This window comes from Pseudomonas sp. SBB6, from assembly GCF_024213215.1.
In the GTDB taxonomy this organism is placed as follows: Bacteria; Pseudomonadota; Gammaproteobacteria; order Pseudomonadales; family Pseudomonadaceae; genus Aquipseudomonas; species Aquipseudomonas donghuensis.
This window is the reverse complement of sequence record NZ_JANAVH010000009.1, coordinates 192432-206280: the sequence shown is the minus strand read 5'-3', so window position 1 is coordinate 206280 and position 13849 is coordinate 192432. Positions and strand designations below refer to the sequence as shown.

18 protein-coding genes are annotated in these 13849 nt (G+C 64.2%); 13 read left to right on the top strand and 5 right to left on the bottom strand.

Annotated elements, in window-relative coordinates; genetic code table 11:
* Positions 1-19: 19 nt before the first annotated feature.
* A complete protein-coding gene (locus tag NLX68_RS18835) occupies positions 20-598 on the bottom strand; it encodes a DUF2796 domain-containing protein (protein WP_100782792.1) in 579 nt (192 codons plus the stop codon).
* A gap of 132 nt (positions 599-730) precedes the next feature.
* On the opposite strand from NLX68_RS18835, the gene NLX68_RS18830 reads away from it, so the two are divergent.
* Complete coding sequence (locus NLX68_RS18830) at positions 731-1075, top strand: hypothetical protein (RefSeq protein WP_010222834.1); 345 nt, start codon at positions 731-733, stop codon at positions 1073-1075.
* A gap of 66 nt (positions 1076-1141) precedes the next feature.
* On the opposite strand, the gene trxA is transcribed toward NLX68_RS18830, so the two are convergent.
* From trxA to NLX68_RS18815, 3 genes are read right to left on the bottom strand one after another with little or no spacing between them, the layout of a single operon-like run.
* Positions 1142-2014, bottom strand: a complete 873-nt coding sequence (trxA, locus tag NLX68_RS18825) for a thioredoxin (protein WP_254285204.1) — start codon at positions 2012-2014, stop codon at positions 1142-1144.
* Between the two features lie 31 nt (positions 2015-2045).
* Positions 2046-2705: a methyltransferase gene (locus NLX68_RS18820; protein ID WP_254285203.1), complete on the bottom strand. Its 660-nt coding sequence runs from the start codon at positions 2703-2705 to the stop codon at positions 2046-2048.
* Positions 2705-3151 carry a hypothetical protein gene (locus tag NLX68_RS18815; protein ID WP_254285202.1) on the bottom strand — a complete coding sequence of 149 codons (447 nt, stop codon included), beginning with the start codon at positions 3149-3151 and terminating at the stop codon, positions 2705-2707. Before NLX68_RS18815 ends, NLX68_RS18820 begins: the two co-directional genes overlap by 1 nt.
* 107 nt (positions 3152-3258) lie before the next feature.
* Here NLX68_RS18815 and nrdR point away from each other — a divergent pair, with 107 nt between their 5' ends.
* From nrdR to NLX68_RS18755, 12 genes are all read left to right on the top strand, one after another.
* Positions 3259-3723, top strand: coding sequence for a transcriptional regulator NrdR (gene nrdR / locus NLX68_RS18810; protein ID WP_010222838.1), 465 nt, complete (start codon positions 3259-3261; stop codon positions 3721-3723).
* 2 nt (positions 3724-3725) lie between these two features.
* Positions 3726-4856, top strand: a complete 1131-nt coding sequence (ribD, locus tag NLX68_RS18805; RefSeq protein WP_254285201.1) for a bifunctional diaminohydroxyphosphoribosylaminopyrimidine deaminase/5-amino-6-(5-phosphoribosylamino)uracil reductase RibD — start codon at positions 3726-3728, stop codon at positions 4854-4856.
* A 45-nt stretch (positions 4857-4901) separates the two neighbouring features.
* Positions 4902-5567: a riboflavin synthase gene (locus NLX68_RS18800; RefSeq protein WP_010222840.1), complete on the top strand. Its 666-nt coding sequence runs from the start codon at positions 4902-4904 to the stop codon at positions 5565-5567.
* Positions 5568-5585: 18 nt separating this feature from the next.
* A complete protein-coding gene (ribBA, locus tag NLX68_RS18795; protein ID WP_254285200.1) occupies positions 5586-6680 on the top strand; it encodes a bifunctional 3,4-dihydroxy-2-butanone-4-phosphate synthase/GTP cyclohydrolase II in 1095 nt (364 codons plus the stop codon).
* Positions 6681-6769: 89 nt separating this feature from the next.
* Positions 6770-7246, top strand: coding sequence for a 6,7-dimethyl-8-ribityllumazine synthase (ribE, locus tag NLX68_RS18790; RefSeq protein WP_010222842.1), 477 nt, complete (start codon positions 6770-6772; stop codon positions 7244-7246).
* Positions 7243-7743, top strand: a complete 501-nt coding sequence (nusB, locus tag NLX68_RS18785) for a transcription antitermination factor NusB (RefSeq protein ID WP_010222843.1) — start codon at positions 7243-7245, stop codon at positions 7741-7743. The genes ribE and nusB overlap by 4 nt, the downstream gene beginning before the upstream one ends.
* A gap of 18 nt (positions 7744-7761) precedes the next feature.
* Entirely contained in the window at positions 7762-8727 is a 966-nt protein-coding gene (thiL, locus tag NLX68_RS18780) for a thiamine-phosphate kinase (RefSeq protein WP_254285199.1), read from the top strand.
* Positions 8724-9227 carry a phosphatidylglycerophosphatase A gene (locus NLX68_RS18775; protein WP_036996998.1) on the top strand — a complete coding sequence of 168 codons (504 nt, stop codon included), beginning with the start codon at positions 8724-8726 and terminating at the stop codon, positions 9225-9227. The genes thiL and NLX68_RS18775 overlap by 4 nt, the downstream gene beginning before the upstream one ends.
* Before the next feature lie 13 nt (positions 9228-9240).
* Positions 9241-9993 carry an ABC transporter substrate-binding protein gene (locus NLX68_RS18770; protein WP_254285198.1) on the top strand — a complete coding sequence of 251 codons (753 nt, stop codon included), beginning with the start codon at positions 9241-9243 and terminating at the stop codon, positions 9991-9993.
* Between the two features lie 113 nt (positions 9994-10106).
* A complete protein-coding gene (gene ribA / locus NLX68_RS18765) occupies positions 10107-10724 on the top strand; it encodes a GTP cyclohydrolase II (RefSeq protein ID WP_010222848.1) in 618 nt (205 codons plus the stop codon).
* A complete protein-coding gene (locus NLX68_RS18760; RefSeq protein ID WP_254285197.1) occupies positions 10721-11140 on the top strand; it encodes an MFS transporter in 420 nt (139 codons plus the stop codon). The genes ribA and NLX68_RS18760 overlap by 4 nt, the downstream gene beginning before the upstream one ends.
* Positions 11140-11949, top strand: a complete 810-nt coding sequence (locus tag NLX68_RS18755; protein ID WP_254285196.1) for a cobalamin-binding protein — start codon at positions 11140-11142, stop codon at positions 11947-11949. Before NLX68_RS18760 ends, NLX68_RS18755 begins: the two co-directional genes overlap by 1 nt.
* Here the strand turns inward: NLX68_RS18755 and NLX68_RS18750 are convergent.
* Positions 11927-13777 carry a TonB-dependent receptor gene (locus NLX68_RS18750; RefSeq protein ID WP_254285195.1) on the bottom strand — a complete coding sequence of 617 codons (1851 nt, stop codon included), beginning with the start codon at positions 13775-13777 and terminating at the stop codon, positions 11927-11929. The two genes, NLX68_RS18755 and NLX68_RS18750, sit on opposite strands and share 23 nt — an antisense overlap.
* Positions 13778-13849: the final 72 nt, after the last annotated feature.

Sequence of the window (13849 nt, the reverse complement as noted above, 5' to 3'; positions counted from 1 at the left end):
TTTCGCTGCAAAAGGGCTATCAGAAGTTGATCGTGGCCTTGGCCGGGGTCGCTTCGACTCCTTGCTGGCCGTTCGGTCCGATCAGTTGTAGCGCAATTTTCTGGGTGGCAGGGAAGGCCTTGAACAACGGGCTCAGGTCGAGGCTCTTGAGCTCGCCAGGATTGTCGCAGGCCAGCCGGTAATGGGCATGGATTTCACTGTGGTCATGGCCTTCGTGCTCGTCACCATCGTCATCGGCTGCCGGTTTGTCGCCGAACAGCGGGCTTTCCAGCGCCTGATCACTTTCGCTGCAGTTGGCCGCCTTGGCCAGGCCGAACAGGGCCAATGGTTTTTCCAATTGTGTGCGCACGCTCGCGACCTTGGCCTTGTCGGCGACGCTGGTGGCCGGGTGCTCAAAGCCCACCAGGTTCATCGCCGGGCTGTCCAGCTCCAGCTCCAGGGTCCTGTCGTCCAGTACCACATTCAGGCGGGCGACGCCGTGCTCATGGGCGGCGAGGCTGCCATGGGCGTGGTCATGATCATGGTCGTGATCGTCGTGGGCATGAGCGACGGCCAGGGGCAACAAGGCAAACGGCAAGGCAAGCAACAGACGACGCATGGATGGACTCCGCGGAGGCACTGGATGGATTTGGTAATGTTATAACAACTTGTTCGGCGCGCGCCAGTGTGCTTGGCGATGAGGCGTTGGCGTGGGAGCATGGGCCCATTGATTGCGCACAAGGACAACCCCATGCGAATTCGCGGACACATCGGCGACTGGCCGGTAGACCTGACCCTGGAGCTGGACCCGGCGGAATGGGCGCAACTGGGCGGTCAGTTGGCTGCTGTGGCGCCAGCGCCAGCGCTGGCTACCGCTCCCGTGGCAGCGGCGCGGCCGGATGATGCGCTATGGCAGGCGGCGCGCGAGGTGCTGCGCAAGGCCGGGCAGCTCAACGGGCCGGAGTTGCTTGAGCATCTGGAAGGGTTGGCGGGCAATACTGCGGCGGGCAAGCGGCTGCTGGTGCGTCTGCGCCACAGTGCCGAGGTGAAGGTGGAAAGCGGGGCGGATGCGCCGGTTTATCACTGGCTGGGGTGACAGGGGTATCGCGGGGCAAGCCCGCTCCTACAAGATCAGTAGGAGCGGGCTTGCCCCGCGATCAGCTCAATACAAGGCCGCAAACAACTTGCGGCGGTAGGTGCCGACCAGCGGATGGTCATTACCCAGCAGGTCGAACACCTGCAGCAAGGTCTTGTGCGGCAGCCCGCTGTCATAGCCACGGTTGCGCTTGAACAGCTTGAGCAAGCCTTCCAGCGCCGCCTCGTATTGCTGGCGCGACAACTGCTGGATGCACAACTGGTACGCGGCTTCATCATCTTCGCCATTCTGCGCCAGGCGCGCTTTCAGGTCGGCGACTTCCGGCAAATTGGCGGCCAGGCCCAGGAAGGTCAGTTGCGCCTTGGCGCCGGCGAGGGCGGCCTTGTGCTCATCGCTCTTGACTGCGTCGAGCACGATCTGCGCTTCACCCAGCTCGCCCCGCTCAGCCAGGCAACGGGCGTAGAGGATCAGCGCGCCGGCATTGCTGTTGTCTTCAGTGAGCAGTGCCTTGAGGGTGCTCTCGGCTTCGCTGAAGCGCCCTTCGGCAAACAGTGCCTGGGCCTGTTCCAGCGGGTCGGCGGCAGCGGGTGGCGGCAGTTTTACGTGGGGTTCGAGCAGGGCGCGAATCGCCGACTCCGGTTGGGCGCCGGCAAAGCCGTCCACCGGCTGGCCATCCTTGAACAGCACTACGGTCGGCAGGCTGCGGATGCCGAAGCGGGCGACGATGTCCTGCTCGATATCGCAGTTGACCTTGGCCAGCAGCAGTTCGCCCTGGTAGCTCTCGGTGATCTGCGCCAGCAGCGGCATCAGCGCCTTGCACGGCGCGCACCACTCGGCCCAGAAGTCGACCAGCACCGGTTTGTGGAAAGAGTTCTGGATCACCGACTGATCGAAATCGGCGGCAGTGGCGTCGAAAATGTACGGGGTGGCAGGGTTCATCGCGACTCTCGAAAATCCGTGAATGGCATCACTATAAAGGCTGGCGGCTGGCGTGGTACAGGCTGACCCGGCGGAATTCGTGGGGCTCGGCCAGGTCCGGCAAGGTCAGGGCATCGAGCACCCCCAGCGACTGGTACAGCGGATGGCTGAAGTCCCGTACCCGTGAGTCGGCCACCAGGGCCTGCTGGCCACGGCTGAGGAATTCATCCAGCAGCGGCAGGTTGGCGCGGTCGTAGAGCACGTCGGCGACCAGGATCAGGTCAAAACGGTCGGCTTCCTGGAAGAAGTCGCTGGAATAGTTCAGTTCCACTTCGTTGAGCGCGGCATTGGCCCGGCAGGCCTGCAGCGCCAGTGGATCGAGATCGCAGGCGACCACTTCACGCGCGCCGGCCTTGGCTGCGGCAATGCCAGCAATGCCGGAGCCTGCGCCAAAGTCCAGTACCCGCTTACCCTCGACCCAGTGCCGATGCTGGTCCAGGTAGCGCGCCATGGCCAGGCCGCTGGCCCAGCAGAAGCTCCAGTACGGCGGCTCGTGGAGGATGCGCCGGGTTTCTTCGGAGCTGAAGGCGCGGTCCATGTTCTGGGCATCGATCAACCACAACTTGAGCGCGCACTCGGGCAGTTCACTGACCACCAGTTGCGCGTCACCCAGCAGTTCACTCAAGGCCAGTTGCAGCGGCGCCGGCGCCATCATGGCGCCTTTTCGAAGCGTAACGGGCCAGTGGCCTGGGTTTGGGCCTGGGCGATACGCAGCGGCGGCAGGTGCAAAATCAGTTGCCCGGATTTGCTCGCGCGGCCACGCAGTTCGACCCGCGCACCGGCCGGGAAGGCCTCGGGGTTGAAGCGCAGGCGAAACGGCAGGTCCAGGCCATTGCCGCTGAGCGTGCTGCTGGCCAGCAGGCCTTGCGGGCGCCCCCGTTCATCGATCACCAGCAGGGCCAATTCGACTTCGGCGCCCACCGGAATATTGAGCAAGGTCCCGCTCAGCTCGCGCTGATAGGCCGGCAAAGGCCCGAATTCTTTGGCCGGTTTGCTTGCTACAGGGGCTTTGGGCGCCGCTGCAGGCTTGGGTTTATCGCTGCTGCACGCGGCCAGCACGGCAGCAAAACTGAGCACGACAAGCGCTCTTAATGGCATGGGGAATTCCTTCGCGGCATATTTCCTCACTGGATGGTAACCCCTTTGGCTTGTCTTGCCAGTGGGATGCGCTACCATGGCCCTCCCTTTTTTTGTTGCCTGCCACCATGCACTGTCCCTTCTGCGGTGCCAACGACACCAAGGTCATCGACTCGCGACTGGTTGCCGAGGGCGAGCAAGTGCGCCGTCGGCGCGAATGCGTTGCCTGCGGTGAGCGCTTCACCACCTTCGAAACCGCCGAACTGGTTCTGCCCCGGCTGATCAAGCAGGACGGCAGCCGCCAGCCTTTCGACGAGGAAAAACTGCGCGCGGGTATGCAGCGCGCCCTGGAAAAACGCCCGGTCAGTGTCGAGCGCCTGGAAGCGGCGCTGGCGCATATCAAGCACAAGTTGCGGGCCACCGGCGAGCGCGAGATCAAGTCGCTGGTCGTCGGCGAGCTGGTCATGGCCGAGCTGCAGAAGCTCGATGAAGTCGCCTATATCCGTTTCGCCTCGGTGTACCGGCGTTTCCAGGACCTCAACGAGTTCCGTGAAGAAATCGACCGCCTGGCCCGTGTGCCGGCTAAAGAGTGAGCATGTCCAGCGAACGCGCGGTGCTTGATGCGCACTACATGGCCCGGGCCATCGAGTTGGCCCGCAAGGGCCTGTACTCCACCCACCCGAACCCGCGCGTCGGTTGTGTGATCGTCCGTGATGGCCAGGTCGTCGGCGAAGGCTGGCACGTGCGTGCCGGCGAACCCCATGCCGAAGTACACGCGTTGCGCCAGGCCGGCGAGCTGGCCCGCGGCGCTTGTGCGTACGTCACCCTTGAACCGTGCAGCCACCACGGGCGCACGCCGCCCTGTGCCGAGGCGCTGGTCAAGGCCGGCGTGGCGCGGGTGGTGGCGGCCATGCAGGATCCTAATCCGCAGGTTGCCGGCCAAGGCCTCAAGCGCCTGGCTGATGCGGGTATCGAGGTTGCCAGCGGTGTGCTCGAAGCCGAGGCCCGCACTTTGAACCCGGGCTTTCTCAAGCGCATGGAGCACGGCCTGCCGTTCGTGCGGGCCAAGCTTGCGATGAGCCTGGACGGGCGCACGGCCATGGCCAGTGGCGAGAGCCAGTGGATTACCGGCCCGGCGGCGCGCTCGGCGGTGCAGCGCTTGCGTGCGCGCTCAAGCGTGGTGCTGACCAGCGCCGAAAGCGTACTGGCCGACAACGCGCGGATGACCGTGCGCGGTGACGAGCTCGGGCTGGACCCGCAAACCACCGCGCTGGCCCTGGCCCGTGCGCCGCTGCGGGTGTTGATCGACGGCCGTTTGCGTGTGCCGCTCGATGCGCCATTTTTTCAAGCCGGGCCGGCCCTGGTGGTAACCGCCGCCGAAGCCGACTTGCATTATGCCCAGGCCGGCCATGAGCTGCTGCGCCTGCCCGGCAGCGAGGGTCGCGTCGACTTGCCGGCATTGATGCTCGAGCTGGCAGCCCGTGGGGTCAATGAAGTGCTGGTCGAGGCCGGTGCCGGCCTGGTCGGTGCCTTTGCCCGCCAAGGCCTGATCGACGAGTACCAGATTTTTGTCGCCGGGCGCATTCTCGGCTCCAGTGCCCGGCCGTTACTCGACTGGCCACTGGAAACCATGAGCCAGGCGCCCTATTTGCAGATCACCGAAATGCGCGCGGTAGGCGATGACTGGCGAGTCACGGCCGTGCCGAAGCCCGCGCCCGGCGTATAATTTGCGGCTAGCGCCCCGCGCAGCCCTGTTCTCGAGGAGGACTCCATGTTCACCGGCATCATCGAATCGATTGGCAGCATCCGTTCCCTGACCCCCAAAGGCGGTGACGTGCGGGTGTATGTCGAAACCGGCAAGCTCGACCTGGGCGACGTCAAGCTGGGCGACAGCATCGCCGTCAACGGCGTGTGCCTGACCGCGGTCGAGCTGCCTGGCGATGGCTTCTGGGCCGACGTCAGCCGCGAAACCCTCGACTGCACCGCCTTCAACGAGCTCAAAAGCGGCAGCCGGGTCAACCTGGAAAAGGCCCTGACGCCGACCACCCGCCTGGGCGGTCACCTGGTCAGCGGCCATGTCGACGGCGTTGGCGAAGTGGTGTCGCGCAGCGATAACGCCCGCGCCATCCAGTTCCGCATTCGTGCCCCCAAAGAGCTGGCCAAGTACATTGCCCACAAGGGCTCGATCACCGTCGACGGTACCAGCCTGACGGTGAACGTCGTCGATGGCGCCGAGTTCGAGCTGACCATCGTCCCGCACACCCTGGCCGAAACCATCATGGCCGACTACCGTCCAGGTCGTCGGGTGAACCTTGAGGTCGACCTGCTGGCACGTTACCTGGAGCGTCTGCTGCTGGGTGACAAGGCCGCCGAGCCGAGCAAAGGCAGCGGTATCACCGAAAGTTTCCTGGCCGCCAACGGCTACCTGAAATCCTGATTTGAAAGGGGGTGCCCAGTGGCGCTCAACAGTATCGAAGAACTGGTCGAAGACATCCGCCAGGGCAAAATGGTCATCCTCATGGATGACGAAGACCGCGAGAACGAAGGCGACCTGATCATGGCCGCCGAGTGCTGCAAGGCCGAACACATCAACTTCATGGCCAAGCACGCCCGCGGCCTGATCTGCATGCCGATGTCGCGCGAGCGCTGCGAATCGCTCAAGCTGCCGCTGATGGCGCCGCGCAATGGCTCGGGCTTCGGCACCAAGTTCACCGTGTCGATCGAGGCCGCCACCGGGGTTACCACCGGCATCTCCGCTGCCGACCGCGCACGCACCGTGCAGGCGGCCGCCGCCCGTGATGCCAAGGCCGAAGACATCGTCAGCCCTGGCCACATCTTTCCGCTGATGGCCCAGCCGGGCGGTACCCTGGCCCGTGCCGGCCACACCGAAGCTGCCTGCGACCTGGCGCGCATGGCCGGTTTCGAGCCGAGCGGGGTGATCTGCGAGGTGATGAACGACGACGGCACCATGTCCCGTCGCGCCGAACTGGAAACCTTCGCCGCCGAACACAACATCAAGATCGGCACCATCGCCGACCTGATCCACTACCGGATGATCCACGAACGTACCGTTCAGCGGGTTTCCGAGCAGCCGCTGGACAGCGAACTGGGGCATTTCAACCTGGTCACCTACCGTGATTCGGTCGAAGGCGACGTGCACATGGCGCTGACCCTGGGCAATATCTGCGCCGAAGAACCGACCCTGGTACGGGTGCACAACATGGACCCGCTGCGCGACCTGCTGATGGTCAAGCAACCGGGTCGCTGGAGCCTGCGCGCGGCCATGAGCGCCGTTGCAGACGCTGGCAGCGGTGTGGTGCTGCTGCTCGGTCACCCGCTCGATGGCGACGTGCTGCTGGCGCACATTCGTGAGAGCGCCGATGCTGCGTCGCAGGCGAAAACCCCGACCACCTACAGCACCGTTGGTGCCGGTTCGCAGATCCTGCGTGACCTCGGCGTGCGCAAAATGCGCCTGATGAGTTCGCCAATGAAGTTCAATGCGATATCCGGATTCGATCTGGAAGTTGTAGAATACGTGCCCTCCGAATAAAGCATGCGGTTTGTCGCGCTGCCATTCGTGTCCCAAACCCCCACAGGCCGCCCGTTTGCGGCCTGGCTCTTTAAGATGAGAACTCCGGAATGACCCTGAAGACCATCGAAGGTACCTTCATCGCCCCCAAAGGTCGCTATGCTTTGGTGGTTGGCCGCTTCAACAGCTTCGTCGTCGAAAGCCTGGTGAGCGGTGCCGTTGACGCCCTGGTTCGCCACGGTGTGAACGAAAGCGACATCACCATCATCCGTGCCCCGGGTGCCTTCGAAATCCCGCTGGTGGCACAGAAAGTCGCCCAGCAAAGCGAATATGCCGCGATCATCGCCCTGGGCGCAGTGATCCGTGGCGGTACCCCGCACTTTGAATATGTTGCGGGCGAATGCACCAAGGGCTTGGCCCAGGTGTCCATGGAGTTCGGCGTGCCGGTCTCCTTCGGTGTCCTGACCGTCGACTCGATCGAACAGGCCATTGAGCGTTCCGGCACCAAGGCCGGCAACAAGGGCGCCGAAGCTGCCCTGTCCGCTCTGGAAATGGTCAGCCTGCTGGCGCAGTTGGAGGCCAAGTGATTAGCGACGAAAGCGATCGTTTCAACCCGCGCGATCCAAAACCTGCGGATGCCGGCAAGCCATCGAAAAGCGCCAAGCGTCGCGAAGCCCGTCAGCTCGCGACTCAGGCCCTGTACCAATGGCACATGGCCAAGCAGTCGCTGAATGAGATCGAAGCGCAGTTCCGGGTCGATAACGATTTCACCGATGTCGACGGCGCTTACTTCCGCGAAATCCTCCACGGGGTTCCTGCGAAGAAAGTCGAAATCGACGAAGCACTGAAGCCGTGCCTGGACCTGGCCCTTGAAGAGCTCGATCCGGTTGAACTGGCGGTGCTGCGCCTGTCCACCTGGGAGTTCATGATGCGCGTTGATGTCCCGTACCGCGTCGTGATCAACGAAGGTGTGGAGCTGGCCAAAGTGTTTGGCGCCACCGACGGCCACAAGTTCGTCAACGGCGTGCTCGACAAGCTGGCACCACGCCTGCGTGAAGCCGAAGTCAAGGCGTTCAAGCGCTGATTCCGGCGCTCTGTGCCAATGGGTGAGTTCGAGCTGATCCGTCATTACTTCGCCGCCGCGTCCTGTGCGCAAGGCGGTGAAGGCGTGGCGCTGGGCATTGGCGATGATTGCGCCTTGCTCAGCGTGCCGCCGGGCGAACAGCTGGCGATCTCCACCGACACGCTGGTGGCCGGGGTGCATTTCCCGGCTGTCTGCGATCCTTTTCTGCTCGGTCAGCGTTCGCTGGCCGTCGCGGCCAGTGACCTGGCGGCCATGGGCGCCACGCCCATCGGTTTTACCCTTGCCCTGACCCTGCCAGAGGTTCGTGCCGACTGGCTGCAAGCCTTTGCCCGTGGTTTGAACCAGATGGCTGAAAACTGCCAGCTGAGCCTGATTGGCGGCGACACCACCCGTGGCCCGTTGAGCCTGACCATGACCGTGTTTGGCCGTGTGCCGGCCGGCCAGGCCTTGACCCGCAGCGGTGCGCGGGCAGGTGATCTGCTTTGCGTCGGCGGCGATCTGGGCAATGCCGCTGGCGCCTTGACGCTGGTGCTGGGTGAGCGCTTGGCCGATGCTGCCCAGGCCGAGCCCTTGCTTGGCCATTACTGGTCACCGCAACCGCAACTGGCGTTGGGCCAGGCGTTGCGCGGCAAGGCTACGGCGGCACTGGATATTTCTGACGGCCTGCTCGCCGATTGCGGGCATATCGCCAAGGCATCGCACCTGGCATTGCAGGTCGAGCGGGAGCGGCTGCCGTTGTCGGCTGCCCTGCAGGCTTTGCTCGGCCGCGAAGGCGCGCAACAGGCGGCACTGGCCGGGGGCGATGATTACGTCCTGGCCTTCACCCTGCCCGAAGCCGAACTGGCGCCCCTGCTGGCGGCCGGCTGGCCAATCCATGTGGTCGGGCGCGCCAGTGCCGGCAGCGGCGTGCGCCTGCTCGACGATAACGGCCAAGACATCACCCCGCAGATCCGGGGCTATCAACATTTTAAGGAGACACCGTGACCGATCACCCCAAACAGGTGCCTGCGGAGTTCGTTCCGCCGTCGGTCTGGCGCAACCCCTGGCATTTCCTGGCCTTCGGCTTCGGTTCCGGGACCTTGCCCAAGGCGCCGGGAACCTGGGGCTCGCTGGTGGCTCTGCCTTTTATCCCGTTGTGGCAGATGCTGCCCGACTGGGGCTACTGGCTGATGCTCGGCCTGACCATGCTGTTCGGCGTCTGGTTGTGTGGCAAGGTCGCCGATGACCTGAAAGTGCACGACCATGAAGGGATCGTCTGGGACGAAATGGTCGGCATGTGGATTACCCTGTGGTTGGTGCCAGAAGGTTGGCTCTGGCTGCTGGCGGGCTTTTTGATGTTCCGTTTCTTCGACATCCTCAAGCCCTGGCCGATTCGCTGGGTTGACCGTCATGTCCATGGCGGGGTCGGGATCATGCTCGACGATGTGCTGGCAGGCGTGTTTGCCTGGCTGGGCATGCAGGTCCTGGTATGGAGTTTCACCTGAGGGAGCGGGGGCGATGACGGGATGGCGGCTGTTGCTGTTGCTGCTGGTTGTGACGGCGGGTGTGGTCAAGGCGGCAGAGGCACCCTTGGCGATGCCTGGCCAGGTCCGTCTGGTCAGTGAGGAGTGGCTCGACTACACCAACGCCGATGGCAGTGGCCTGGCCTGGGACGTGCTGCGCAAGGTGTTCGAACCCGCCGGGGTCAAGGTCCGCACCCAAGGTGCGCCGTATAGCCGCGCGGTAGGCCTGGTCAAACGCGGTGAAGCGGATGCCTGGGTCGGCTCCTATCACGAAGAAAACGCCGACAACCTCTACCCGCGCTGGCATTTCGATATGGATCATATCTATGCCCTGGGCCTGGCCAGCCGTCCTGTCCCCAGCCAGCAGAACCTCGGCCAATACCGCCTGGCCTGGGTGCGCGGCTATGACTACAAGAACTATCTGCCCAATGTCGACCATTTCCGTGAGATCCAGCGCCGGGAAGGGATCCTGCCGATGCTTGAGCATGATCGTGTCGACTTCTATATCGATGCCCTGACCGAAGTCGACAATGTACTCGGTCAGGCTGCCAAGCCTGAATTGTTCCGCCGCAGCCACCTGGCCGAGCTGCCGCTGTACCTGGCCTTTGGCCGCACCGCCGAGGGCAAGGCATTGCGCGCCTTGTTCGATCAGCGTATGGACAAACTGGTGGCCAGTGGTGAATTACGAGCGATTTTCGCGCACTGGCAACAGCCATATCCATTCGACGAGGCGGGCAAGCGCCACTAGGCGTTATCGAACTTCTCGATCTGTTTGCCCAGTAATTCAGCCTAAGCAGCCGCGCCACGCTGCTGATACAATCGGCCCACGTCAATTTTCAAGTTACTGATCAGGAGCACAACGTGCCCGTCGTTTTTGTTGCCGCTTCCAAGCTGCCTACCCCGTTTGCGACCTTCACCATGCATGGTTTTCTCGATGAAGCCACCGGCCGCGAGCACGTCGTGCTCAGCCTGGGTGATGTGGCCGACGGGCAGCCGGTGCTGGGGCGCCTGCATTCCGAATGCCTGACCGGCGATGCCTTGTTCAGCCAGCGCTGTGACTGCGGTTCGCAACTCGAGGCGGCCCTGCAGGCAATCGCCCGCGAAGGCCGCGGCGTGCTGCTGTACCTGCGCCAGGAGGGCCGTGGTATTGGCCTTCTGAACAAGATCCGCGCCTACGAGCTGCAAGATGGCGGCGCCGATACCGTCGAAGCCAACGAGCGCCTGGGCTTTGCCGCCGACCAGCGTGACTATGGCATGTGCCAGCCGATGCTCGAGCACCTGGGGGTCAAGTCGCTGCGGCTGATGACCAACAACCCGCGCAAGGTCAAGGCCCTCACCGGCATGGGTATCCCGGTTGCCGAGCGCGTGCCGCTGCACACCGGCCACAACCCGCATAACAAACACTACCTGGCGACCAAAGCCGGCAAGCTCGGCCACATGATGGGCAACGAGCACCAGGGCGAGGCCGGTCGGGCGTGACCCGCGCCGAGGTGCGTCGCCGTCTGCAACTGGCCTGGTGGCAGTACCTGGCGGTGGCGCTGGCGCCATTGCTGGTGTTTGCCTGGGCCTTTGCTGACCTGCAGGCGCTGATCCCGATCCTGGCCATGCCGATGTTCATCGCCGGCGTGGCGTCGATGTTCCTCAGCCTGCCGCGCTTTGGCGCCTACAAGCATGCGCTGATTGCCACCCAGAAAAGCTTGAACAGTGATGACGAGCCTGGCGCCTGGATCGAGCTGGCGCGCATCCGGCGCCTGGGCATGCTGTTCGGTTGTCTGCCGGCCTGGGTCGCCGCGCTGTCGGTGTTCGTCGGCCTTGAGGCGGTGCCACAGATTCTCCTGGCGATCTCCAGCGTGGTCCTGCTCTACCTCTATCGTATCCCTCGCCAGCTCGGCTGATGCGCCGCTACCTGTGGCTGTTGCTGCTAGCCCTCGGCATGCCGCTGGCGGCGGCGCCGCGGGTGGTCAGCCTGGCGCCTTCGATCAGCGAAATCCTCCTCGACCTGCAGGCCGGCGATCTGCTGGTGGGTATGGCCGAGTGGAGGGAGCGTCCTGCGCAATTGAGCGATGTGCCGTTGGTTGGCCGCTACGGCCAGCTGGACATGGAGCGCCTGCTCAGCGTGCGCCCGGACCTGGTGCTGTACTGGCCGGGCAGCGTGCCGGCGGCTCAGCGTGACCAGCTTGAGCGTCTTGGTATCCCGTTCTACAGCGTCGAGGTCCACGAGCTGGATGACCTGGTTTCCCAGGTCGGCGAGATTGGCGTGCGGATCGGGCGCAAGGCGCAGGGCGCGCAGTTGTCCGCTGCCCTGCGCCAGCGCCTTGCCGCGCTGCGCCAGCAGTACCGTCGCGAGCGGCCACTGACGGTGTTCTATCAGGTCTGGGACAAGCCGCTGTATACCGTCGGTGGTTACCAGATCATCTCCGATGCCTTGAGCGTCTGCGGCGCGCGCAACCTGTTTGCCGATCTCACCCAGCCGGCACCACAGGTCAACCTTGAGACCGTACTGGCGCGCAATCCCCAGGTTATTCTCGCCGCCGATCAGCCCCAGCTCGATGCCTGGAAGGCCTGGCCGCAGGTCGCGGCAGTGCGTGACGGTCTGTTGCTGCAGGTGCCGGATAAAGGCCTGGAGCGCCCCAGCGGGCAGATGATCGAAGCGACGGCGAAGCTGTGTGCGCTGCTGCAGGCTAAAGTGCCGGCGTCCAGGTGACGCCCAGCAGCCAGGTGCGGCCCTCTTCGCGGTAGTCGCGGTAGCCTGCACCATAGCTGTACTGCGCACGGCTGTAGGTTTTATCCAGCAGGTTATCGGCCTTGAGCTCCAGGCGGATCTCGCGGCTGAGGCTCCAACTGCTGCGTAACCCAAGCAAACCGTAGCCAGCCAGCGTCCTGGTGTTGTCCGCGTCGGCGTAACTGCTGCTGACCGCCTGCCAGCTGGCGCCGAGGCCCAGGCGATCGAACTGGCGATCCAGGTCCAGGCTCAGGGTGCGGCGGGCGCGGCGTTCCAGAGTGTGCCCGGAATCGCGGTCACGCGGGTCGATCAGCGCCACGCCAAGGTTGCTCTGCCAGCCGAACCACTCCTGATGCAGACTGGCTTCGAAACCGTTGATGCGTGCCGAGCCCACGTTGTGCGGAATGAAGTTGGGGCCCAGGGAGATCGCATTGCGCAGGTCCGTGCGGTACAGCGAGGTCTCCAGCCGGGTGGTCTCACTCAGTTGGCTGCGCCATTGCAACTCGTAGCTTTTCGAGCGTTCGGGCTTGAGGTCGGGGTTGCCGAAGTCCGGGTAGTAGAGGTCGTTGAAGGTCGGTGCGCGCAAGCCTTCGCTGTAGGACAGCAGCAGGTCGTTGTCGGCGTTGAGGGGCAGGCCGAGGCTGGCGCTCCAGCTGTTCTGGCTACCGAACTGCTGGTTCTGGTCGCGGCGCACGCCCACTTCGCTGCTGAAGCTGTCGCCCTTGTAGCGATGTTGCACGAAAGCGGCGCGGTTCCAGCGGCTGTCTTGTTCCAGGGGCGTGCTGGCGTGCAGGCGATCCTGGTACCAATCGCCACCGAGCAGCAGGTTGTTGTGCTCGTCGAGGCTCAGGTCGTTCTGCCAGTTGACCGAGTCACGGTAGGTGTTGAACTCGCTACCGCCTGGTTGCAATGCGTCGCGCTTGGTGTCGCGGTTCTCGCTGTGGCCCAGCTCCAGGCGTGAATGCCAGATATCGCTGAGCTGAGCGTCGGCATAGGTGCCGATGCTGCTGAGGTTGAAATCGGTATAGGGCTGGCTGTGGTCGCCGAACAGGTTGTCGTATTCGCTGCGGCCGCGGCTGTCGAGCCAGTTCAGGCCCAGTTCCAGCGAGTCGCTGGCGACATGGCTGAGGTTCAGGCTCAGGCTCTTGTTGCGGTAGGCATCGTGATCGCCGTTGGCGGCGAAGGATTCGCGGGTGGCGTTGATGCCGGCGGTTTCGTCCAGGCCAGCGGCGAGGTTGAAGCGGGTGCGTTCATCGCCGCCCGAGAGGCCGACGTCACGTTGCCAGGTCTTGTTGCTGCCACCGGCCAGGTGCAGGCGGGGTTGCAGGCCGGGTTTGCTGGCTCGGCGGGTAAAGATCTGGATCACCCCGCCAATCGCATCGCTGCCGTAGATCGCCGAGCGCGAACCACGCAACACTTCGACCCGCTCGATCTGATCGATATTGAGAAACTGCAGGCCACTGTCGCCGGACGAGGTGTTGGCGATGCGCACACCATCGACCAGCACCAGGCTCTGGGCCGACTTGGTACCGCGAATGAAAATGCCGGGCAAGCTGCCGCGCCCGCCGGTGCGCGAGACCTGAACGCCGGGTACCCGGGTCAGCAGGTCAGTGACGCTGGAAGGCTGCAGGCGATCGATGTCGTCACGGGTGAACACGGTGTTGGCGGCGCTGGTTTGGCTGCGGTCTTCGACCTGGCGGTTGGCGCTGATGAGCGTGTTGGGCAGCTTTAGGGCGCTTTCGCGGTCGATGGGCTCGGCCAGCAGGGTGGTCGGCAATAGCAGGAGTGGGGCCAGGCGCAGGGGTTTCATGGCAGTTCCATTGCGATCGCGGGGCAAGCCCGCTCCTACAATGATCTGTAGGAGCGGGCTTGCCCCGCGATC